The 21501-nt window shown below is 71.0% G+C and carries 20 protein-coding genes; 5 read left to right on the forward strand and 15 right to left on the reverse strand.

Going from position 1 to position 21501, the window contains the following annotated elements; genetic code table 11:
• Window positions 1-48 precede the first annotated feature (48 nt).
• The 8 genes from QN245_RS15905 to QN245_RS15940 form a co-directional block, all read right to left on the reverse strand.
• The gene (locus tag QN245_RS15905; RefSeq protein WP_160966247.1) at window positions 49-1398 is read right to left on the reverse strand and encodes an aminodeoxychorismate synthase component I; all 1350 of its coding nucleotides are present in this window, start codon (window positions 1396-1398) and stop codon (window positions 49-51) included.
• 185 nt (window positions 1399-1583) lie between these two features.
• On the reverse strand, window positions 1584-2819 hold the full coding sequence (gene fabF / locus QN245_RS15910) for a beta-ketoacyl-ACP synthase II (RefSeq protein ID WP_160966245.1): 1236 nt from the start codon (window positions 2817-2819) through the stop codon (window positions 1584-1586).
• 129 nt (window positions 2820-2948) lie between these two features.
• A complete protein-coding gene (gene acpP, locus QN245_RS15915; protein ID WP_160966243.1) occupies window positions 2949-3188 on the reverse strand; it encodes an acyl carrier protein in 240 nt (79 codons plus the stop codon).
• Between the two features lie 204 nt (window positions 3189-3392).
• Window positions 3393-4136: a 3-oxoacyl-ACP reductase FabG gene (gene fabG, locus QN245_RS15920; protein WP_184644081.1), complete on the reverse strand. Its 744-nt coding sequence runs from the start codon at window positions 4134-4136 to the stop codon at window positions 3393-3395.
• 91 nt (window positions 4137-4227) lie between these two features.
• The gene (fabD, locus tag QN245_RS15925) at window positions 4228-5172 is read right to left on the reverse strand and encodes an ACP S-malonyltransferase (protein WP_160966239.1); all 945 of its coding nucleotides are present in this window, start codon (window positions 5170-5172) and stop codon (window positions 4228-4230) included.
• Window positions 5173-5862: 690 nt separating this feature from the next.
• Window positions 5863-6846: a beta-ketoacyl-ACP synthase III gene (locus QN245_RS15930; protein ID WP_160966237.1), complete on the reverse strand. Its 984-nt coding sequence runs from the start codon at window positions 6844-6846 to the stop codon at window positions 5863-5865.
• Between the two features lie 97 nt (window positions 6847-6943).
• Entirely contained in the window at window positions 6944-7138 is a 195-nt protein-coding gene (gene rpmF, locus QN245_RS15935; protein ID WP_010342479.1) for a 50S ribosomal protein L32, read from the reverse strand.
• Window positions 7139-7239: 101 nt separating this feature from the next.
• Window positions 7240-7749 carry a YceD family protein gene (locus tag QN245_RS15940; protein WP_010342480.1) on the reverse strand — a complete coding sequence of 170 codons (510 nt, stop codon included), beginning with the start codon at window positions 7747-7749 and terminating at the stop codon, window positions 7240-7242.
• Window positions 7750-7880: 131 nt separating this feature from the next.
• On the opposite strand from QN245_RS15940, the gene QN245_RS15945 reads away from it, so the two are divergent.
• Window positions 7881-8453: a Maf family nucleotide pyrophosphatase gene (locus tag QN245_RS15945; RefSeq protein ID WP_184448224.1), complete on the forward strand. Its 573-nt coding sequence runs from the start codon at window positions 7881-7883 to the stop codon at window positions 8451-8453.
• A gap of 1 nt (window position 8454) precedes the next feature.
• Here the strand turns inward: QN245_RS15945 and QN245_RS15950 are convergent, their stop codons facing one another.
• The 3 genes from QN245_RS15950 to QN245_RS15960 all read right to left on the reverse strand — a co-directional run bounded on the left by QN245_RS15950 (window position 8455) and on the right by QN245_RS15960 (window position 13380).
• Window positions 8455-10293, reverse strand: coding sequence for a hypothetical protein (locus tag QN245_RS15950; protein WP_425612878.1), 1839 nt, complete (start codon window positions 10291-10293; stop codon window positions 8455-8457).
• A gap of 8 nt (window positions 10294-10301) precedes the next feature.
• A complete protein-coding gene (locus QN245_RS15955) occupies window positions 10302-11291 on the reverse strand; it encodes a glycosyltransferase family 2 protein (RefSeq protein ID WP_317843638.1) in 990 nt (329 codons plus the stop codon).
• 244 nt (window positions 11292-11535) lie between these two features.
• Window positions 11536-13380, reverse strand: coding sequence for an ArnT family glycosyltransferase (locus tag QN245_RS15960; RefSeq protein WP_317843639.1), 1845 nt, complete (start codon window positions 13378-13380; stop codon window positions 11536-11538).
• 36 nt (window positions 13381-13416) lie between these two features.
• Between QN245_RS15960 and QN245_RS15965 the strand changes: the two genes are divergently transcribed.
• The 4 genes from QN245_RS15965 to QN245_RS15980 are packed head-to-tail and all read left to right on the forward strand — an operon-like array spanning window position 13417 to window position 17789.
• Window positions 13417-14370 carry an AAA family ATPase gene (locus QN245_RS15965; protein WP_317843640.1) on the forward strand — a complete coding sequence of 318 codons (954 nt, stop codon included), beginning with the start codon at window positions 13417-13419 and terminating at the stop codon, window positions 14368-14370.
• A gap of 5 nt (window positions 14371-14375) precedes the next feature.
• The gene (locus QN245_RS15970; protein ID WP_317843641.1) at window positions 14376-15332 is read left to right on the forward strand and encodes a DUF58 domain-containing protein; all 957 of its coding nucleotides are present in this window, start codon (window positions 14376-14378) and stop codon (window positions 15330-15332) included.
• Window positions 15325-17274: a transglutaminase TgpA family protein gene (locus tag QN245_RS15975; protein ID WP_317843642.1), complete on the forward strand. Its 1950-nt coding sequence runs from the start codon at window positions 15325-15327 to the stop codon at window positions 17272-17274. The genes QN245_RS15970 and QN245_RS15975 overlap by 8 nt, the downstream gene beginning before the upstream one ends.
• On the forward strand, window positions 17271-17789 hold the full coding sequence (locus QN245_RS15980; RefSeq protein WP_160966223.1) for a Slp family lipoprotein: 519 nt from the start codon (window positions 17271-17273) through the stop codon (window positions 17787-17789). The genes QN245_RS15975 and QN245_RS15980 overlap by 4 nt, the downstream gene beginning before the upstream one ends.
• A gap of 83 nt (window positions 17790-17872) precedes the next feature.
• Here QN245_RS15980 and QN245_RS15985 read toward each other — a convergent pair whose 3' ends face one another.
• The 4 genes from QN245_RS15985 to dnaX all read right to left on the reverse strand — a co-directional run bounded on the left by QN245_RS15985 (window position 17873) and on the right by dnaX (window position 21350).
• Window positions 17873-18220, reverse strand: a complete 348-nt coding sequence (locus QN245_RS15985) for a histidine triad nucleotide-binding protein (protein ID WP_010342491.1) — start codon at window positions 18218-18220, stop codon at window positions 17873-17875.
• 75 nt (window positions 18221-18295) lie between these two features.
• Window positions 18296-18910, reverse strand: coding sequence for a recombination mediator RecR (gene recR / locus QN245_RS15990; protein ID WP_160966221.1), 615 nt, complete (start codon window positions 18908-18910; stop codon window positions 18296-18298).
• A 250-nt stretch (window positions 18911-19160) separates the two neighbouring features.
• Window positions 19161-19481, reverse strand: coding sequence for a YbaB/EbfC family nucleoid-associated protein (locus QN245_RS15995; protein WP_160966219.1), 321 nt, complete (start codon window positions 19479-19481; stop codon window positions 19161-19163).
• A 6-nt stretch (window positions 19482-19487) separates the two neighbouring features.
• Entirely contained in the window at window positions 19488-21350 is a 1863-nt protein-coding gene (gene dnaX / locus QN245_RS16000) for a DNA polymerase III subunit gamma/tau (RefSeq protein WP_317843643.1), read from the reverse strand.
• Window positions 21351-21501: the final 151 nt, after the last annotated feature.

The raw sequence follows: 21501 nt of genomic DNA on the forward strand, positions 1-21501 counted from the left end.
GTGCAGGATACCGCGCGGCCGGCGTTGCCCGGTATCGCGTCGCCCCGCTCACGGCTCCAGCGCGCGCAGCAGGCCGCGCGCCTTGGCCCGGGTCTCGTCGAGTTCGCGCTCCGGGTCGGAATCGAACACGATGCCGGCGCCGGTGCGGAACTGCACCTGCGCGCCGTCCACCTCGGCGGTGCGGATGAGGATGTTCAGGTCCATGTCGCCGTCGCGGTTGAGCCAGCCGAACGCGCCGGTGTAGGCGCCGCGCGGGGTCTGCTCCAGCTCGGCGATGATCTGCATGCAGCGCACCTTGGGGCAGCCGGTGATGGTGCCGCCGGGGAAGGTGGCGCGGATCGTCTCGCCCGGCGTGGTGCCCGCGCGCAGCCGGCCGCGCACGTTGCTGACGATGTGGTGCACGTGGGCGTAGCTCTCCACGCTCATCAGTTCGTCGACCTCGACGCTGCCCGGCGCGCAGATTCGCCCCAGGTCGTTGCGCTCCAGGTCGATCAGCATCACGTGCTCGGCGCGCTCCTTGGGATGGCCCACCAGTTCGCGGATGCGCGCGGCCTCGTCGTCGCCCGGCGCGCGCGCGCGGGTGCCGGCGATCGGCCGGGTCTCGACCACGTCGCCGCGCACCGACACCAACCGCTCCGGCGAGGAACTGACCACGGCGCGGCCGTGGCCGACGAACAGGCCGGCGAACGGCGCCGGGTTGGCGCGGCGCAGTTGCGCGTACAGCGCCGCCGGCGCCAGCGGCGCGGCGAAGCGCGCCGACCAGCGCCGCGACAGGTTGACCTGGAACACGTCGCCGGCGCGCAGGTAGTCGAGGATGCGGCGCACGCCGTCGACGAAGCGCTGCGGCGGATCTTCCTCGATCGCCAGCGGCGCCTGCCAGGCCGGCGCCGGCGCCGCCGCGGGCAGCGACTGCAGATCGGCGAGCACGGCCTCCAGCAATGCCGCATGCGTGGGTTCGGCCAGCACCACGCAGTCGCCGCTCACGTGGTCGCGCAGCAGCGCGGCGGGGCAGCGCAAGGCCAGCGCCGCAGGCGTGATCGCGGCGGACTGCGGCAGTTGCAGCACCGGCTCCACCTGCGCGGCCAGTTCGTAATCCAGCAGCAGCGCCCAGCCGCCGCGGAACGGCCAGCGCGGTTCGTCGCGTTCGCAGCGTTCGGCCTGCCAGCGCGCGTCCAGCGCGCTCAGGAAATCGCCGGCGACCGCCGCACCATCCAGCTCGCGGGTGACGCCATCGCGATCCAGGCGCAGGCCCTGCCCGTCGGCGACCAGCAACATGTCCCAGCGCCCCTGCGCCGTCCCCGACGCCGCCGATTCCAGCAGCACCGGATACCGCTGCGGCGCCAGGCGATGCAGCGCCAGCAGATCGACGTCGGCCGGCAAGGGAACGGTACGCAGCATCGAAGATCCGCTGGAAGAATGAAAACGTGAGGCGGTGCAGGCGCCGCCGGGCAATGCGGCGCCGGAGAATCTCGGCGCGGACATGCCGCGCACCCGTGTCAGGCGGACCAGCGCGGCACCATCACGGCGCCGGCTTCTCCCAATCCCGAATCCCTACTCCCGAATCCCGAGGGGGCTACGCCCCCTCACACCCGCTTGAACAGCAGCGTGCCATTGGTCCCGCCGAAGCCGAACCCATTGGACATCGCCACGTCGATCTTCTTCTCGCGCGCCACGTTCGGCACGTAGTCCAGATCGCAGCCTTCGCCCGGCTCGTGCAGGTTGATGGTCGGCGGGATGATGCCGGCGTGGATCGCCATCACCGAGAAGATCGCCTCGGCACCGCCGGCGGCGCCGAGCAGGTGGCCGGTCATCGACTTGGTCGAGCTGACCATGGTCTTGTAGGCGTGATCGCCCAGCGCGCGCTTCATCGCCAGGGTCTCGGCCAGGTCGCCCAGCGGCGTGGAGGTGCCGTGCGCGTTGAGGTAGTCGACCTGGTCCGGATTGAGCTTGGCGTCCTTCATCGCCGCCACCATGCTGCGCGCGGCGCCTTCGCCATCCTCGCTCGGGGCGGTCATGTGGAAGGCGTCGGAGCTGGCGCCGAACCCGACCAGCTCGGCGTAGATGCGCGCACCGCGCGCCTTGGCGTGTTCGTACTCTTCCAGCACCAGCACACCCGCGCCGTCGCCGAGCACGAAGCCGTCGCGCTCCTTGTCCCACGGCCGCGAGGCCGCGGCGGGATCGTCGTTGCGGGTGGACATCGCCTTCATCGAGCAGAAGCCGCCCACCGAGGTCGGCGAGGAGCCGCGCTCGGCGCCGCCGGCCAGCATCACGTCGGCGTCGCCGTGCTGGATCATGCGCATCGCGGTGCCGATGGAATGGTTGGAGGTCGCGCAGGCCGAGACCGCGGAGAAGGTCGGCCCCTTCAGCCCTTTGATCAGGCTCACCTGGCCCGGCAGCATGTTGATGATGGTGCTGGGGACGTAGAACGGCGAGATCTTGCGCGCGCCGCCCTCGTGGAATTTGACGGTCTGCTCCTCGATGCCGAGCAGCCCACCGATGCCGGAGCCGAGGATCGCGCCGATGCGTTCGGCATTGGCCTCGGTGATCTCCAGGCCGGAATCGTCCAGCGCCATGAACGAGGCACCGACGCCGTAATGGATGAACGAATCCATCTTGCGCGCGTCCTTGGACGAGATGAACTTGGTCGGATCGAAATCCTTGATCTCGCCGGCGATCTTGGTGGTGAATTGAGACGCATCGATCTGGGTGATCGGGCCGATGCCGGAGCGTCCGTTGACGATCCCTTCCCAACTGCTGGCCAGGTCATTGCCCAACGGCGACACCAGGCCCATGCCGGTTACGACGACACGACGGCTCATTGCGAAATCTCCTCACCGCGATGCGCGCGGCCTTGACCCTGTAAAAACACAGGGCCGCATGCGCGGCCCCATGGGATTGTCACGCGCATCGGGCCCACGCAGGCGCCGATGGCGATCGAGAACGCCGCATCAGCTCTTGACGTGCGACTTCACGTAATCGATGGCCTGCTGCACCGAGGTGATCTTCTCGGCTTCTTCGTCCGGAATTTCGCACTCGAACTCTTCTTCCAGGGCCATCACCAGCTCGACGGTGTCCAGCGAGTCGGCACCCAGGTCATCGACGAACGATGCGTTGTTGGTGACTTCTTCTTCCTTGACGCCGAGCTGTTCGACGACGATTTTCTTGACGCGTTCTTCGATGGTGCTCATTGGGATATCGCTCCAGATGGAGTAGTGGTGGTTCGAGTTTAGGACCCCCGCACACGGATGTGCGGTGCTCCTGTGAGGGACTCACAAAACGCCATCGGGCTGCGATGGCCGCGTTGGATAGTGTAGTGGAAACCGGCTGGCCCTTGCATCGCTGCACAATTGCCGGCCGATCAGCCACTTAGGCGCGTCCGCTGCGCCGCAGGCTTACGGCATGTACATCCCGCCGTTCACGTGCAGGGTTTCGCCGGTGATGTAGCCGGCATTGGGGCCGGCCAGGAACGCCACCGCGTTGGCGATGTCCGACGGCTGCCCGAGCTGACCGAGCGCGATCTGCTCCAGCAGCGCGGTGCGTTGCGCCTCCGGCAGCGCCTTGGTCATGTCGGTGTCGATGAAGCCCGGCGCGACCACGTTGACGGTGATGCCGCGCGAGCCGATTTCCTTGGCCATCGACTTGGAGAAGGCGATGATGCCGGCCTTTGCCGCCGCGTAGTTGGCCTGGCCCGGATTGCCGGTCACGCCGACCACCGAGGCGATGTTGACGATGCGGCCCTTGCGCGCCTTCATCATGCCGCGCAGCACCGCCTTGGAAGTGCGGAACACGCTGGTCAGGTTGGTGTCGATGATCGCCTGCCAGTCGTCGTCCTTCATCCGCATCAGCAGGTTGTCGCGGGTGATGCCGGCGTTGTTGACCAGGATCGAGACCGGGCCGAATTCCTTGGCGATCGCCTCGATCAGCGCATCGACCGCGGCACCGTCGGTGACGTCCAGCGCGCGGCCATGGCCGCCGTGGGCGGCCAGACGCGCGCCGATCGCCTGCGCGCCGGAATCGGAGGTCGCGGTGCCGACGACGGTGGCGCCCTGCGCGGCCAGGGTGTCGGCGATGGCCGCGCCGATGCCGCGGCTGGCGCCGGTGACCAGGGCGATCTCGCCCTGCAATGGCTTGCTCATCTGCGTTTCCTTGAAGACGGACGGCGCATGGCGCCGTGGGGAAGGAAGGAGGCCGGCGCGGGCAAGACACGCACCGCGCGGCGGCCGGCGATCAGGAGGCCCAGGCCTCGCGCGCACCGGCGAAATCGGCAGGCGTACCCAGCGCGCGCCCATCGAGCGACTTGTCGATGCGCTTGACCAAGCCGGTCAGCACCTTGCCCGGGCCGCACTCGGCCAGGCGGGTGGCGCCGCCGGCGGCCAGCGCCTGCACGCAGCCGGTCCAGCGCACTGGCAGGTACAGCTGCTCGACCAGTGCCTGGCGGATCGCCTCGACGCCTTCGTGCACCTGCGCATCGGCGTTCTGCACCACCGGCAGCTGCGGCGCCTGCCAGGCCAGCCCGCGCATCGCCTCGGCCAGGCGGTTGGCCGCCTCGCGCATCAGCGGGGTGTGCGAGGGCACGCTGACCGCCAGCTTCACCGCCTTGCGCACGCCGCGCTCGGCCAGCAACGCCAGCGCGCGGTCGACCGCGGCGGCATCGCCGCCGATCACCACCTGCCCCGGCGAGTTGTAGTTGGCAGGCACCACCACCTGGCTGCCCGCGGCCTGCGCGCAGACCTCCTCGACCAGCGCGTCCTCGGCGCCGAGCACGGCGGCCATCGCGCCCACGCCGGCCGGCGCGGCGTCCTGCATCAGTTGCCCGCGCAGCCGCACCAGGTGCGCGCCGTCGTGCAGCGACAAGGCGCCAGCAGCGACCAGTGCGCTGTACTCGCCCAGGCTGTGCCCGGCCAGCTGCGCCGGACGCGCCCCACCCTCGGCCAGCCACAGCCGCCACAGCGCCACGCTCGCGGCCAGCAACGCCGGCTGGGTGTACTCGGTGCGGTTGAGCATCTCTTCCGGGCCGCCCTGGCTCAGCGCCCACAGATCCACGCCGGCGCCATCGGAGGCTTCGGCGAAACTGTCGCGCAGCTGCGGATGCAATTCGGCCAGTTCGGCCAGCATGCCCAGCGATTGCGAACCCTGGCCGGGGAAGACGAAGGCGAGTGTGGAATCGGTCACGCGGTTGGCCCTGCGAAAATCGAGCGGCGATGATACGGGCGAAACCGGCCGGACGTCTGTACTCGGGCGTATGTGAGTGGCAGCCGATCCACCGCGCGGCGCCAGCGGCGCGACGCTCCGCCGTGCCGGGCGTCATGCCGACAGCGCGCGTGGCGGCCGCGACGCATGCGGGCGGAAACCGCTGCGACCGGGCGCGTCAGGCAAGGCAACGGCAGCGCATGCCGACAGCAGTAAGGCGCGATGGGCATGGGTCGAATCGGGCATAGCCTGGACGGCCGAGCGATGGCGCGATGGGCGCGCACGCCCTGGCGGGCGCACGAGTCGATCCGCGCCTCGGCCGACCGGTTCAGGGCGCCGCAACAATGCGCTCTGCCGCCGCTCAGCAGGGACGCCTCGTCACCTGCGTACGAGCGGCTTCCGCTGCGACGGGCTTGACCGGGAATGCCTGTCGCGGCTGAAGCCGCTCCTGCAGGAGCTTCGATAAGGCCCCGACGCAATGCAGCAGCGGACAGCGCGCTCAGACACCCATCGCGCCTCCGGGCGCGGCGGCTGTGCACGGCGCGCCTGACGCGCTGGCGTCGATGGGATGGGTTCGGCGAGCGTATCGCCGTGCGTCGTGGAGACGACGCACGGCGTTCGGCATCGCCGCTGGCGCACCGCGGCGCCGATGGCGCCGGGCACGGGGCAGGCTCAGTAGCGCAGCAGCGCCGAGCCCCAGGTGAAACCGCCGCCGAAGGCTTCCAGCAGCAGCAGTTGGCCGCGCTGCACGCGGCCCGAGCGCACCGCCACGTCCAGCGCCATCGGCACCGAGGCGGACGAGGTGTTGCCGTGGATGTCCACGGTCACCACCACCTGCTCCATCGGCAGATCGAGGCGCTTGGCGGTGGCTTCGATGATGCGCAGGTTGGCCTGGTGCGGGATCAGCCAGTCCAGGTCGTGCTTGTCCAGGCCGTTGGCGCCCAGGGTCTCGTCGACCACCGCGTCCAGTGCCTTGACCGCGTACTTGAACACCTCGCTGCCCTTCATCTGGATGCCGCCGGCGGCCGGATCGCCGGTGCCATCGCCCAGCCCGGTGGCGATGCCGACCGGATTCCACAGCAGTTCCTTCTTGCTGCCGTCGGCATGCAGATGGGTGCTGAGGATGCCCGTGTCGTTATCGGCACGCAGGACCACCGCGCCGGCGCCGTCGCCGAACAGCACGCAGGTGGTGCGCTCGGTCCAGTCGACGATGCGGCTGAGGGTTTCGGTGCCGATCACCAGCACGGTCTTGGCGTCGCCGCTGCGGATGAACTTGTCGGCCACGCTGAGCGCGTAGACGAAGCCCGAACAGGCGGCATTGACGTCCAGCGCCGGGCAGCCGACCACGCCGAGGCGGGCCTGGATCAGGCAGGCGGTGGACGGGAAGATCAGGTCCGGGGTGGTGGTGCCGACCACGATCATGTCGAGTTCGGCGACATCGATGCCGGCGGCTTCGATCGCCTTCAGCGCGGCCTCGTAGCCCAGGTCGCCGGCGGTCTGGCCGGGGGCGGCGATGTGCCGCTCGCGGATGCCGGTACGGCTGCGGATCCATTCGTCGCTGGTGTCGACCATCTGCGACAGATCGTCGTTGGTCAACACTTTTTCAGGCAAATAGCTGCCGGTGCCCGCGATCCTGGAATAGATCCGCTTGCTCATGCTGGTTCCTGTTGCCTGTTACGCAGGCCGCACCGGTGCGGCGCGGCCTGTGAAGATGGGTGACTCCGTCCGCCGCAGCGCGGTGGACGGGCACGGATCAATCTTCTTCGACCTGCGCGGTCTTGGTGGCGATCACCTTCTTGCCACGGTAGTAACCGTCGGCGGTGACGTGGTGGCGCAGGTGGATCTCGCCGCTGGTCGGATCGGTCGACAGCTGCTTGGCGCTGAGGGCGTCGTGCGAACGGCGCTGGCCGCGGCGGGACGGGGTGACACGGGATTTCTGCACAGCCATGGGATTGCTCCAAACTCGGTTCGTTTACATCTGTCGTCATTACGTCGCGCAGGACGCGCGCGTCCGGCAACAACCTCAGGCAGCGGCAGGCGGACCGACCGCTACTGTTTCTTCAGCGCCGCCAACGCCGCGAACGGGTTGACCTTGCTCGTTTCTTCCTCGGTCGCCGGCCAGTCGCGATCGACCGCCTCGCTTCCGGGCGCCACCGGCACCAGCGGTACCGCCAGCACCAACTCGTCCTCGACCAGATCGGCCGGCCGCAGCATGCCGTCTTCCGGCACCAGCAAGGCCTCGTGATCCGGCGGCAGCGCGGCTTCTTCTTCCTCGCTGCGGATCAGCCCCAGCCGCTGTACGCTCGACACCGGCAGCAGGAAGCGCTGCAGGCTGCGCTGACAGATCAGCGGCAGCTCGGTTTCGATCTTCAGTTCGACATAGGACACTTGCAGTACAGCGTCGCGGCCGAATTCCAGCGTGTAGCGGCATTCGCCTTCGGTGTCGGCCAGGCTGCCTTGCAGACGGGTCATCGCCGAGAGCGGCAGGCGGTCTTCGAAGACCCTGCGCGCTGCGACCATCCGCCAGGCATCCAACAGTTCGGGCACGTTCGCGGACATAAGCCGCAGAATGTTAAGGACTGCCGGGGCCGCTGTCAAACCGTCCCGGACCCGTCCCTGCATCGCCTTGCCGGTCCGCGCCGGCCGCCGCAGACTGCCGGCCCCGGCCCACCGCTGCCTGCCCACCGCCGATGCCACCGCTGATCCTGGCTTCCACTTCCACCTACCGCCGCGAGCTGCTGCAGCGGCTGCGCCTGCCCTTCGACTGCGCCCGCCCGCAGGTCGACGAGACTCCGCTGCCCGGCGAGACGCCGCTGGCGCTGGCGCAGCGGCTGGCGGCGGCCAAGGCCGCGGCGGTCGCGGCCACCGCCGGGGAGGCCTGGGTGATCGGCTCGGACCAGGTCGCCGAACTGGACGGCCAACCGCTGGGCAAGCCCGGCGACGTGGCCGCGGCGCACGCACAGCTGGCGGCCATGTCCGGGCGCAGCGTGCGCTTCCACACCGCCGTGTGCCTGCAGCGCGGTGGACGCACGCTGCAGGCCTGCGACCTCACTGAAGTGCAGTTCCGCGACCTGCAGGCCGAGGCCATCGCCCGCTACGTCGCCGCCGAACGGCCGCTGGACTGCGCCGGCAGCTTCAAGTGCGAAGGCCTGGGCATCAGCCTGTTCCGCGCGATCCACAGCCAGGACCCGACCGCGCTGATCGGCCTGCCGTTGATCGCGCTGTCCGAGCTGCTGCGCGAGGCCGGTTACACCCTGCCCTAGCTCACTGCAACCGGCACCACTGATACGGGAAGCGCGCCTGCCCGACCCAGGACGGGTAGATCCGGCAGGACCCCGGCTGCAGCGCCAGGCCGTAGCGCGCCAGTTGCTGCTCGGCCAGCGCCTGGGTCTGCCGGTCCGCGGCGGCGACATCCACAGCCCGTTCCGGCAGCAGCACCCAGCGGCAGCGGCCGGCGTCCACGGCCACGCCGGCACGCACCGGGCGGTGCGCCAGGCGCCGCATCAGCGCGCAGTCGGGGCCGCGATCCAGGCCCAGGCGCGCGGCCACGGCATTGAGCCGCCGCAGGCGCTCGACATTGCGATCCACCTCGGCCGGCAACAGCGCATAGCCCTGCCCGCGCGCCGCCAGCATCGCCCGTACCCGCGCGGCGTAGGCCGGCGTTTCCGGAAAATTGGAGGCGACCGAGGCATACGCCGCCTGCTCCGGCAGGAACGGAATGCGCCAGGACTCCGGCGCATCGCCGACCAGCAGCACCAGGCTTCGCTCGGGCTGCGGCATGGGCGGCGCCTGCACCCGGAACGCCTGCCGCACCCAGCGCTCGTGGCCCCACTCGCCCCAGCCATACAGCGCAAAGGCCGCACAGGCGATCAGGGTCCAGCGTGCCGCCGGGGCGGCGATGCGCGCCGGCAGCAACCGCCGCAGCCCCACCCACAGCAGCAGCGGCGCCAGCAGCTCCGGCACCACCAGATAGCGCTGGATGCTGAAGGCCGCCTGCCAGGCGAGGAAGGCCACCACAACGAACACCAGCACCGCACGCCAGGCCGGCGCGACCACCTCCGTCGGCGCGGAGGCGCGCGGACGCCGCAGCGCCCAGCGCAGCAACGCGACCAGGCCCAGCAGATACAGCAGCGGCCACACCAGTTGCCGCAGGCGCACCTCGCTGACCCGGTTCGGCGCCAGCGAGAACTGCAGCGGCCAGGTCAGCCATTCCCACAGCGTCTTCGGCAACCAACGCGTGTCGCTGACCGCCACCGGCTGCGCCAGTGGCGCCAGGAAGTGGCTGTTGAACTGCGGGAACAGCGGATTGCCGAAGGTCTGCCAGACCCGCAGCAGCCACGGCCCGGCCAGCAGCGCGAAGCTGAGCAGCGTCACCGCGGTCAGCACCGCGGCACCACCGAGGCGCTGCCGCGGGCGCCCGCCGGCGACCAGCGCTGCCACGCCCAGGGCCAGCGCGAACAGGGCATTGGTCAGTTTGCAGGCCATCGCCAGCCCGAGCAGGGCGCCGGCCAGCGTCCACCAGCCCAGCGCCACGCCCTGCCCCGCGGCCTGCTGGCGGCGTTGCGCGTGCAGTGCGGCGAGCAGCGCGCCCAGCACCGGCAGGGCGCTGGTGTTGTCGGCCATGGTGCCGGCGAACTCGGACAGGAACGCGGCGCTGCACAGGCCGGCCAACGCCAGCCACGGCACCAGCCGCGCGCGATCCAGCCGCGGGTCCAGCACCTGCCAGACGATGCCGGCCAGCAGCAGGAACGCCAGCGCATGCAGCACGCCCATCGCGAACCCGGCCAGCGGCGCAGGCAAGGCGACGAACAGCGCGTAATGCAACACGTCCAGCAGCGGATTGAAGTAGCTCTGCATCTGCGCCGGCGCCAGGTCGATGCCGAGGCGGCCGTGCAGTGCGGCGTAGCCGTTGTACAGGTGGTAGTTGCGCAGGTCCCAGTTGGCGTCCTGGCCCAGCCACAGCGACAACAGTCCGCCGAGCAGCGCCACCGCCACGCCCGCCGCGATCACGTTGCCGCGGCTGTGGAAGGCGAAGCGGCGATCCAGCGCGGCCAGCAGGCGCTGGCGGCGCGTCGGGCGCGGCACTTCCGCCGCAGCAGCCATGGCCACGCTCATGCGCCGCCACCCCGCTGCGTACCCTGCACGTCTGCCGCCGGCCAGGCCGGGATCGCCAGGTAGGCCAGGCGCTTGGCCTCGATGCGGCCGCGCGTGACCGTGTCCAGGATCAGCCCGCAGGCCAGCAGCAGCACGCCGAGCAACACCAGCGCCGAGCACAGGATCGCGGTGGGGAAGCGCGGCACCAGGCCGGTCTGCCAATAGGTCTGCAGCAACGGCACCGCCAGCCCCAGCGCCAGCAGCACGCAGGCCCCGAAGCCCAGCGAGAAGAACAACAGCGGCCGCTCGGCCTTGAACAGGCGCAGGATGGTCAACAGGATGCGGGTACCGTCGTGCCAGGTGCGCAGCTTGCTCTGCGATCCTTCCGGACGCGCGCCATAGGCGGTGTCCACTTCCGCCACCGGCATGCGCAGCTGCAGTGCGTGCACCGCCAGTTCGGTCTCGGTCTCGAAGCCGGCGGCGTGCGCGGGGAACGACTTCACGTAGCGCCGCGAGAACACCCGGTAGCCGGACAGCATGTCGTCGAAGCTGCGGCCGAACAGGAAGCCCACGCAGCGGGTCAGCAGCACGTTGCCGGTGCGATGGCCGGCGCGGTAGGCCGCCGCCGCGTCGCTGCGGCGCGCGCCGACCACCATGTCCAGCCCGTCGCGCAGCAGGCGCTCGACCAGCGCCGGCGCCATCGCCGCATCGTAGGTCGCATCGCCGTCGACCAGCACGTACACGTCGGCCTCGATGTCGGCGAACAGGCGCCGCACCACGTTGCCCTTGCCCTGCAGCGCGACCTCGCGCACCACCGCGCCGGCCGCACGCGCCCGGGCGATGGTGGCGTCGCTGGAATTGTTGTCGAACACGTGGATGCGCGCGCCGGGCAGATGCGTGGCGAAATCGGCCACGACCTGGCCGATGGTGGCCGCTTCGTTGTGGCACGGCACCAGCACCGCGATCCGCGGCGCGGCCGCGGGGCGGTCGGAGGGGGAACTGGACATGGGCGGCGTGCGGTCCTGCGCGACGGCGTGGAAAGGCGCGTCATTCTAGGGCGGATCACCACTCCCCGAGCACGTCGCGCCGCGGTTGCGCCTGCCTATGGCGAGACGCAGGAGGACGTAGACGTCAGCCCAGGGCCGAACGATGGCGCGGCCACGGGCGCGCAACCCCGGCATTCGGGTTTGGCATGGCAGGCGCGCCGCCAAACCAAGCACGGCATCCTCGGGGGCGACGAGACGCCCCAGCTCAGCGCGGGCGCAGCACGATCGGTTGTTCCCACCAGTCCTCGACGCTGCCGTCGCGGCCGTGCAGGCGCAGGCCCAGCCAGTGCGTGCCCGGCGCCAGGCCGCTGGCATCGACGGTGGCGCTGAAGCCGATGTTCGGATGGCCGGGATCGGTGGAGATCTTCCAGAACTTGGTGACGTCGTAGAACGTGCCGTAGTGCGCCTGCGCCGCGACCTTGCCGTCGAGCAGCACCTCGATCCGGTCGAGCCCCACTCCGTCCTTGAACGCCCAGCCGGAGACGTCGAAGCGGCGACCGACCGTGGCATCCACGTCGGGGGTGTTGAACCAGGCCATCGCCGGCGTGGTGCAGGGACCGGCCGCGCGCTGCGCCGGCAGCGCGAACAGCAGGAAGCGCTGGCTGCCGTGGTCGCTGGACACCACGCGCGGCGGCGGCAGCGGACCGACCAGGTCGCAGACCGCGTGGTAGCGCTGCAGCAGCAGCCGGTACTTCATGTCGCTGGGCGAGAGCACCAGCAACCGCGGACCGTCGCGGTGGCCGTCGCTGAGCAGCCCCCACTGCTGCAGTTGCGCGCTGCGCCCGTGCTTGTCGTTCAACGGATGCGGCAGCACCTGGATGTTCGGGTCGCGCAGCTCGAAGCCGAGTTCGGCGCCGACCTTGAAGTTGTCCGCCAGCACCTGGGTGCCGGGCGGCATGCTCGCCAGTTCGCGACGCACCGCGCTGGCCAGCGGTCGCCAGCCGGCGAAGTTGCGCGGGTAGTACTTGTCGCCGGCGGCGTGCTCGCGCACCGCCGGCGTCGACACCGCCAGGTAGTAGCCGAACGCGCCGACCAGGCCCAGCCCGGCCAGCAGCCAGGTGGCGCGGCGCAGCGGCTTGCTCCAGCCGTTGAGGATCACCGGCGTGGCGATCAGCAGCGCCAGATAGCCCGGCAGCGGCCAGTGGAAGCTGACCCGCTCGGCATCGGTGAAGAAGCCGAGCAGGAAGATGCCCAGGGTGGACACCCCGCCGAGCAGGCCGAAGTAGCGCCACTGCACGCGCGTGCCGCTGCTGCCGCCGCGCGTTGCCATCAGCGCCACCTTGGTCATCGCCACCGCCAGCAGTGGCGTGACCAGCAGCAACTGGATCAGCAGGAAGGCGATGCCGGCCGGCTGGAAGCTCCAGGGATGGCGATCGACCAACTGAAACTTGAGACCGGCCTCGCCGTTGTCCGCATTCCATGCCAGCAGCGGCAGCCAGGCGACCATGCCCAGCGCCAACGCCACCCACACCTGCGGATCGCGCAGCATGCGCCGGCCCTGCGGGATCAGCAGCAGCGCGATCGCGCCGACGCCGATCACGCCGACGAAGCGGTAATGGCTCAGCGCGCCGATGCTCAGGCCCAGCGCCAGCTCCACCGCGCTCATCGCCTCGGACTGGCGCAGCAGCCGCGCCGTGGCGTCGAGGCACAGGATCGTCGCCAGCGCCATCGGCACGTCCGGCAGCGCCAGGATGCCCAGGGTGCCGGACAGCGGCATCAGCAAGGCCAGGCTGCCGGCGCGCCAGCCCGCGACCGCGCCGAACCAGCGCGTGGCGATGCGCGCGATCAGCCATGGCAGGGCCGCGCCCAGCAGCAGGAACGGCGCGCGCAGCACCAGCAGGTGATCGCCGCCGAGCGCCACGCCCAGCCGCGCCAACCACGCGGTCAGCCCGGGCAGATCCGAATAGGCCAGCGCCAGATGCTGGCCTTCCTGCCAGTAGAACGCCTCGTCGACGAACAACGGCAGGCGCGCGGCGACCAGCAGTTTGGCGGCGGTGACGAGCGTCCACAGCACGATGAAGACGCTGCGTGCACGTTGTTCCCCTTGCATTGCCCGTACACTCCCTGAAACCGTTGCGAGACTGCGATGCCTACTCCGCTCCGCTTGCCGGAAATGCTAACCGATACGTTGCGCGAGGCGCTCACACGCGCCCAGCAGCAGGTCAATTCGCTGGTCCTGGGCAAGCCGCAGCAGGTGCGCATGGCCTTTGTCGCCCTGCTGTCCGGCGGACATCTGCTGATCGAGGACCTGCCCGGCCTGGGCAAGACCACGCTGGCGCATGCGCTGGCGGCGAGCCTGGGGCTGGGCTTCCAGCGCGTGCAATTCACCTCCGACCTGTTGCCGGCCGATGTGCTCGGCGTGTCGGTGTACGACGCCCAGTCGCGCCAGTTCCAGTTCCACCCGGGGCCGGTGTTCACCCACGTGCTGCTCGCCGACGAGATCAACCGCGCGCCGCCGCGCACCCAGAGCGCGCTGCTGGAAGCGATGGCCGAACAGCAGGTCACCCTCGACGGCACCACCCATCCGCTGCCGTCGCCGTTCTTCGTCATCGCCACGCAAAACCCGGTGGACCTGTCCGGCACCTTTCCTCTGCCCGACTCGCAACTGGACCGTTTCCTGCTGCGCCTGGCCCTGGGCTATCCCAACGCCGAGGCCGAACGCGCGCTGCTCAGCGGCAGCGACCGCCGCGACCTGATCGCGCAGACGCAGCCGCTGCTCGGCGAGGCCGACATGGCCACCCTGCGCCAGGGCGTGGAGCAGATCCATGCCAGCGAGGCGCTGGTCGGCTACGTGCAGGCGCTGCTGGCGCGCAGCCGCCAGCACCCCGGTGTGCGCGTGGGCCTGTCGCCGCGCGCCGGCATCGCCCTGCTGCGCGCGGCCAAGGCGCATGCGTTGCTGCTCGGGCGCGGCCACGTGCTGCCCGACGACGTGCAGGCACTGTTCGTCGCGGTCGCCGAACACCGCCTGGTCGCCGAGCAGGAATCGGCCTCCGGCCAGGCCCTGGCCAAGGCGATCCTGCACAGCGTCGCGGTGGACTGACGCCGATGCCGGGCGGGCGGCGCGACTGGCGGCAGCGACTGGCGCAGTTGGCCGCGCCGCGCGCGCCGGAAGCCCTGCCGATGCAGTTGGACCGGCGCCGCATCTACATCCTGCCGACGCCGTTCGGCGGCTTCATGGCGCTGCTGCTGGCGGCGATGTTGCTCGGCGCGCTGAACTACAACAACAACCCGGCGCTGCTGCTGGCGATGCTGCTCGGCGCAGCGGCGATGGCCAGCGCCATCGTCGCCCACCTGCAGTTGTCCGGGCTGCGCCTGGAGGCGCTGTCGGCCGAGCCGGTCGCCGCCGGTCAGCCATTGCGCCTGCGGCTGGCGCTGGCCACCGCCGACGGCCGCCGCCGGCGCGGCCTGCGCGTGCGCCACGGCACCGCGCACACCTATCTGGACCTGCACCGCGACGACCGCAACGAGGCCGACCTGGAGGTGCCCACCGAGCGCCGCGGCTGGCTCGACCTGCAGCGCATCCAGGTCTCCACCACCCAACCGCTGGGCCTGCTGCGCGCCTGGGCCTGGTTCTGGCCGGACACCCCGCTGCTGGTCTACCCGCAACCGGAAGCCGATGGCCCGCCACTGCCGGCCGGCGCCGGCACCCCGACCCAGACCCGGCTGCACGCGCTCGGCGAGGAATTGCACCAGTTGCGTCCCTACCGCGCCGGCGACGCGCCGCGGGCGATCGCCTGGAAGCACTCGGCGCGCCGCGACACCCTGCTGGTGCGCGAGTACGAACGCCCGATCGGGGTGGACGTGGTGCTGGACTGGCGCACGCTGCCGGCCTTGCCGCACGAACGCCGCATCGCGCGGCTGGCGCGCTGGGTCGAGGACTCCGAACGCGACGGTCGCCGCTACCGCCTGCTGTTGCCGGGGCAGCCGGCGCTGGGGCCGGGCCGCGGCCCGCAGCACCGGCATCTGTGCCTGCGCGCGCTGGCGCTGCTGCCGCATGGCTGAGCCGCGCTCGCCCGCGTTGCACGCCGCCAGCCGCGCCTGGGCACTGGGCGCGGCGCTGCTGGCCTTGCTGCCGCTGCTGCTGCAGTTGCCCGGCACGCTGGCCTGGCTGATCGCCCTGTCGGCGCTGCTGATCGGCGCCAGTTCGGCGTGGCGGCCGATGCCGGCACTGCTGCGCCTGGCCCTGGTCGCGGTGATGCTCGCAGCGTTGTACTGGCAGGTCGGCCTGCGCTTCGGCCGCGATACCGGCTGCGCGCTGCTGGCGGCGATGCTGGCGATCAAGCCCTCGGAACTGAAGAGCCTGCGCGATGCGCGCAGCCTGCTCGGCTTCGCCCTGTTCGCGCCGTTCGCCGCCTTCCTGCTCGACCAGGGCCCGGTGACGATGGCGCTGGGGCTGGCCGCGGTGATCGCGGCGCTGCTGTGCATGCAGCGCCTGGCCGATCAGGAAGGACACAGCGCACGCCGCCCGCTGCGCGGACAACTGCGCGGCGTCGGCCGTCTGCTGGCGCTGGGCCTGCCGCTGGCGCTGGCCGCGTTCTGGCTGTTCCCGCGACTGGGCTCGCCGCTGTGGGGCGTTCCGGAGCGCGCCATGGGCCGTCCCGGCCTGTCGGACACGATGAGCCCGGGGCAATGGCTGGACCTGATGGCCGACGACACCCCGGCGCTGCGCGTGCAGTTCTTCGGCCCGGTGCCGGCACCGGCGCAGCGCTACTGGCGCGGCCCGGTGCTGTGGGATTTCGACGGCCGCACCTGGCGCGCGCAACGCGGCAACGCCTGGGCGCCGGCACCGGCGGTGCAGTTCGCGCCGGGCGGCTGGGACTACCAACTCGAAGTGGAGCCGACCGACCGCCGGCAACTGGTCGCGCTGGACCTGCCTCTGCAGGCGCCGGCCGGCACCCGGCTCAGCGCCGACGCGGTGCTGCAGACCGAGCGTCCGCTCAGTGCGCTGACCCGCTGGCGGCTGCGCTCGGCGCCGCCGCAACGGGTCGAGGCCGATCTCGACCCGGCGCAGCGGCAACGCGCACTGGCGCTGCCGCCGGGCTACAACCCGCGCACCCTGGCGCTGGCCCGGCAATGGCGGCAGCAGGCCGGCGGCGACGACGCGGCGATCGTCGCCCGCGCCCTGCAATGGATCCGCCGCGACTTCGCCTACACCCTGCAGACGCCGCTGCCCGGCCGCGACGGCGTGGACGAGTTCCTGTTCCGGCAGAAGGCCGGGTTCTGCGAACACTTCAGCTCGGCCTTCGTGGTGCTGATGCGCGGCGCCGGCATTCCCGCGCGCGTGGTCACCGGCTATGCCGGCGGCACCCGCAACCCGTTCGGCGACTACTGGGTGGTACGACGCATGGACGCGCACGCCTGGGCCGAGGTGTGGCTGCCGCAACGCGGCTGGGTGCGCGTGGACCCGACCGCGGCAGTGGCGCCGGAACGCATCTACGACACCCTGGAGGACCGGCTGGGCAACGGCGCCGGCGCCCAGGGCGGCAACGCCGACTGGCGCTTGCGCGACCTCGCCGACTGGGCGCGGCGCGGCTGGAACGACCTGGTGCTGTCCTTCGACGCCAACCGCCAGCAGCGCCTGCTCAGCCAGTTCGGCGTGGCGAAGTTGGAGCCCGGCCAGCTGGTGGCGCTGTTCGCCGGGTTGGCGGCCCTGCTGCTGGGTGCGATGGCCTGGTGGCTGGCCCGCGGCGAGCGCGAGCGCGATCCTTTGCTGCGCGCCTGGCGCGGCCTGAGTCGGCGCTACGCCAAGCGCGGCCAGGGCCGCGCGCCGCACGAACCGGCATTGGCGTGGGCCGCGCGCGTGCAGCAGGAAACCGGCGATGCGACGCTGATTCCGCTCAGCCGGCGTTTCGCCGATGCGCGCTACGCTGGCGCTGATTCGGACAGCGCTTCATTGTTGCGCGACCTGCGCAGGCACCGTCCGCCCACTGGAGCATCCCGATGAAGATTCGCCTGCTGTTCCCCGTGATCGCTGCGTTGGCGCTCGGCGCCTGCGCCACCGCTCCCAAGCCACTGCAAGGCCAGTTCGCGCCGGTCAGCCCGCGCGATTCGGTCGCCGGCCAGCAGGCCGGCGCGCCGGTGCGATGGGGCGGCAAGATCATCAAGACCACGCCCGGCCAGGGCCAGACCTGCTTCCAGATGCTGTCGCGCCCGCTCAATGCCAGCGGCCGTCCGGACAGCAGTTCGGCCGACGCCAGCGATGGCCGCTTCATCGCCTGCCGCGCCGGCTTCTACGACCCGGCGGTGTTCGAGCCCGGCCGCGAAGTGACCTTCATCGGCCACGTGTCCGGCTACGACAACACCCGCATCGGCGAATACGACTACCGCCTGCCGAAGATGGACGCGGACGTGGTCTACCTGTGGCCGGTGGTGCGCCAGGTCGAAGTGGTGCCCGCCTACCCGTACGGCCCGTGGGGCCCGGGCTGGGGCCCGTGGGGTCCGCGCTGGGGCTGGTGGTAAGCCTGCCGCATTCACCGCAACGAAGAACGCCGCTGATCCAGCGGCGTTTTTTTATGCCTGCCGGTTGGCGCCAGCCGCGCGACTCAGGGCGTGCCGAAGCGCCCCAGCGGCGCGCCGGCGAGCAGATGCAGGTGCAGATGGAATACGGTCTGCCCGGCGTGCTCGCGGCAGTTGATCACCACCCGGTAGCCGTCCTGGGCCAGGCCCTGCTCGCGCGCATAGCTGGCCGCGGCCAGCACCAGCCGGCCGACCAGAGTCGCCTGCTCCGGCGCCAGGTCGTCCAGGGTCGGAATCTCCACCTGCTTGGGGATGAAGAGCACATGCACCGGCGCCTGCGGCGCGATGTCCTTGAAGCCGAGCACGGCGTCGTCCTCGTAGACGATGCTGGCGGGAATTTCGCGACGGATGATCTTGCCGAAGATGGTGTCCATGGAGCGCGCCCGGAACGAAAGAAGGGGCCGTCGTTATAGCCCAATTCGGCGTTGCGCCGCAGCCGCGTGCGGCGGTTACTCGCCGGCGCCGGCGCGCGGCACTTCGCTGCGGCTGCCGAAGGCATGCGACAGCGTGCCGCGATCCACGTACTCCAGCTCCCCGCCCAGCGGCAGGCCCTGCGCCAGGCGGCTCGGCCGCACGCCGTGCTGGCGCGCCAGTTGCGCCAGGTAATGCGCGGTGGCCTCGCCTTCGACCGTGGAGTTGGTGGCGATGATCAGTTCGGCGACCTCGCCCTGCGCCAGCCGCGCGGCCAGCCGATCCAGGCCCAGCTCGCGCGGCCCGATGCCGTCCAGCGGCGACAGCCGGCCCTGCAGGATGAAGTACAGGCCGCGGTAACCGGTGGCGTGCTCGATCGCCAGCCGGTCGGCCGGCGATTCCACCGCGCACAGCTGCTGGCGGTCGCGGGCGGGACTGGCGCAGATCGCGCAGAGTTCGGTCTCGCTGAAATCGCGACACTGCGCGCAATGGCCGATGCGTTCGATCGCCTCGTGCAACCGCTCGGCCAGGCGCTGCCCGCCTTCGCGCTCGCGCTCGAGCACGTGATAGGCCATGCGCTGCGCGGTCTTCTGGCCGACGCCAGGCAGCACGCGGAACGCATCGATCAGTTGTTCGAGCAGCGGCGAGCTCATTGCGGTTGGGGATTCGGGATTGGGGATTGGGGATTGGGAATTGCAGCGGGCTATCCACCACCAAGTGGCTGTCAAGCGATCCGGTGAAAACGGGACATTGCGTAGCAGCGGCTTCAGCTGCGGAGGGCGTTACCCGCAATGCCCATCGCGGCTGAAGCCGCTCCTACGCGGGGAGTGCACCGAAGCAGGTGATGCGGCGCGCTCGCGAGAAACCACGAATCCCGAATCCCCACTCCCGAATCCCGGGCCCTCAGAAAGGCAGCTTCATGCCCGGCGGGATCGGCATGCCGGCAGTGGCCGCGCCCATGCGCGCCTTGGACTCGGCATCGATCTTGTTGGAGGCGTCGTTGAAGGCGGCGGCGATCAGATCCTCGGCCATTTCCTGGTCGGCCAGGATGCTCGGATCGATCCGCACCTTGCGGCACTCCTTGGCGCCGGTCAGGGTCACAGTGACCATGCCGCCGCCGGCGCTGCCGGTGACTTCGAGCTGGGCCAGTTCTTCCTGGGCGCGCTGCAGGTTTTCCTGCATCTTCTGCGCCTGTTGCATCAGTTGGGCGATATTGCCGCGCATCGTGGTTCACTCATCGTAGGGACGGATGGAATCGGGAACGACCCGCGCGCCTTGCTGCTGGATCAGCGCCTGCACCGCCGGGTCGTTCATGAACGCGGTTTCGGCCGCGTTCTGGCGCTCGCCGCGTTGCCGGTGCGAGCGCTCGTGCAGGGTTTCGGCATCGACCGCGATGCCGCTTTCGATGACGATCTTCGGGCGCTGACCCAGCGCGTCGGCCAGGGCCGCGGCTAGTTCGCCGAGCGAGCGCTCGGACTGCAGGTACTCGAAGCCCGGCGATAGCGACAGCCGCAGCACGCCCTCGGCATGGCTGACGAAGGCGGCATTGGCGGCGAGCTGCCGCGAGGGGCCATTCAGGCCGCAATCGGCAACCAGTTCCAGCCAGTCCTCGGCGCTGTGCAGCGCGCGCGGCGTGTCGGACACGGCGGCGTGGGTGCGCGGCGTCTGCGCCAGCGGCGGCACCATCGCCATTTCCGGTTCGGCGGCCGCGGCCGGGGCGACCGCTGGCGCCGGTACCGTGGCTGGCGCGGACGGCGCAGGGCGTGCCACCGGCGGCGCCGGCGGATCCCACGGCGGATCCAGCGGGGTCGCCGCCGCACTGGGCGCAACCGCCGCGGGCGCAGCGGGGACCGGTGCCGGCACGGCGACGACGGGCGCCGCCCGGACAGCGGCAGCCAGCGCAGCAGGTGCCGCCATCGCCGCAGCAGGCGCGCTGGCCGCGGCTGCCGAGGCATTGCCATGTCCCTGCGCCGCCGCACCGGTCGCGGTGCCGGCCGGCAGCGCCGCGGCGCCCATCGGACGGAACGCCAGCATGCGCAGCAACGCCATCTCGAAGCCGGCGCGCGGACTCGGCGCCAGATACAGGTCGCGGCGCCCGTTCAGCGCCATCTGGTACCACAGCTGCACGATCTCCGGCCGCAGGCGCTCGGCCAACGGGGCCGGGTCCAGGCCATCCAGCGCGGGCGTGGCCGCCCCCGGCACCAGTTGCCGCACCTGGATGCGGTGCAAGGCCTCGGCCAGCGCCTCCAGCACCCCACCCCAGTCGGGCGAGAACTCGGCCAGGCCGGCCACCACCTGCAGCAGCCGCTGCCCGTCGGCATCGGCCAGCGCGTCCAGCATCGCCCCGACCTGGGTGCGGTCGACCGTGCCCAGCATCGTCCGCACGACATCGTCGCGCAGCGCACCGCCGGCGTAGGCGATGGCCTGGTCGAGCAGCGACAGGCCGTCGCGCAGGCTGCCGTCGGCGGCCTTGGCCAGTTGCACGATCGCCGAGGCATCCACCTCGATCTGCTCGGCGGCCAGGATCTTGGTCATCTGCCCCTGGATCTGCTCCTCGTCCAGGCGCTTGAGGTTGAACTGCAGGCAGCGCGACAGCACCGTCACCGGCAGCTTCTGCGGGTCGGTGGTGGCGAGCAGGAACTTCACGTGCTCCGGCGGCTCTTCCAGGGTCTTCAGCAGCGCGTTGAACGCCGCCTTGGAGAGCATGTGCACTTCGTCGATCAGGTAGACCTTGAACTTGCCGCGCGAGGGCATGTACTGCGCGTTCTCGATCACCTCGCGCACGTCGTCCACGCCGGTGTTGGACGCGGCGTCGATCTCCAGCAGGTCGATGTAGCGGCCGGCATCGATGTCCAGGCAGGCCGCGCACTGGCCGCACGGGTCGGCGCTGGTGCCCTGCTCGCAGTTCAGCGACTTGGCGAAGATGCGCGCGATGGTGGTCTTGCCGACGCCGCGGGTGCCGGTGAACAGGAATGCGTGGTGCACCCGGCCGCTGTCCAGCGCGTTGGTGAGCGCGCGGACCACATGCTCCTGCCCCACCAACTCGGCGAAACGCTTGGGGCGCCACTTGCGGGCGAGAACGAGATAGGACATCAGGCGACCGTCTTCATCTGAACCGCCATTGTGCCACGCCGGGCCACCACGATCGTTCAGTCGCCCGGTCAGCCGCCGTCACGCGCGCGCCGGCCTTCGGCGCAGGCTGCCTGCGACGATGAACAGGGCGAAGATGAGCGCAGTTCACGCA

Source organism: Xanthomonas rydalmerensis, from assembly GCF_033170385.1.
GTDB lineage: Bacteria > Pseudomonadota > Gammaproteobacteria > Xanthomonadales > Xanthomonadaceae > Xanthomonas_A > Xanthomonas_A rydalmerensis.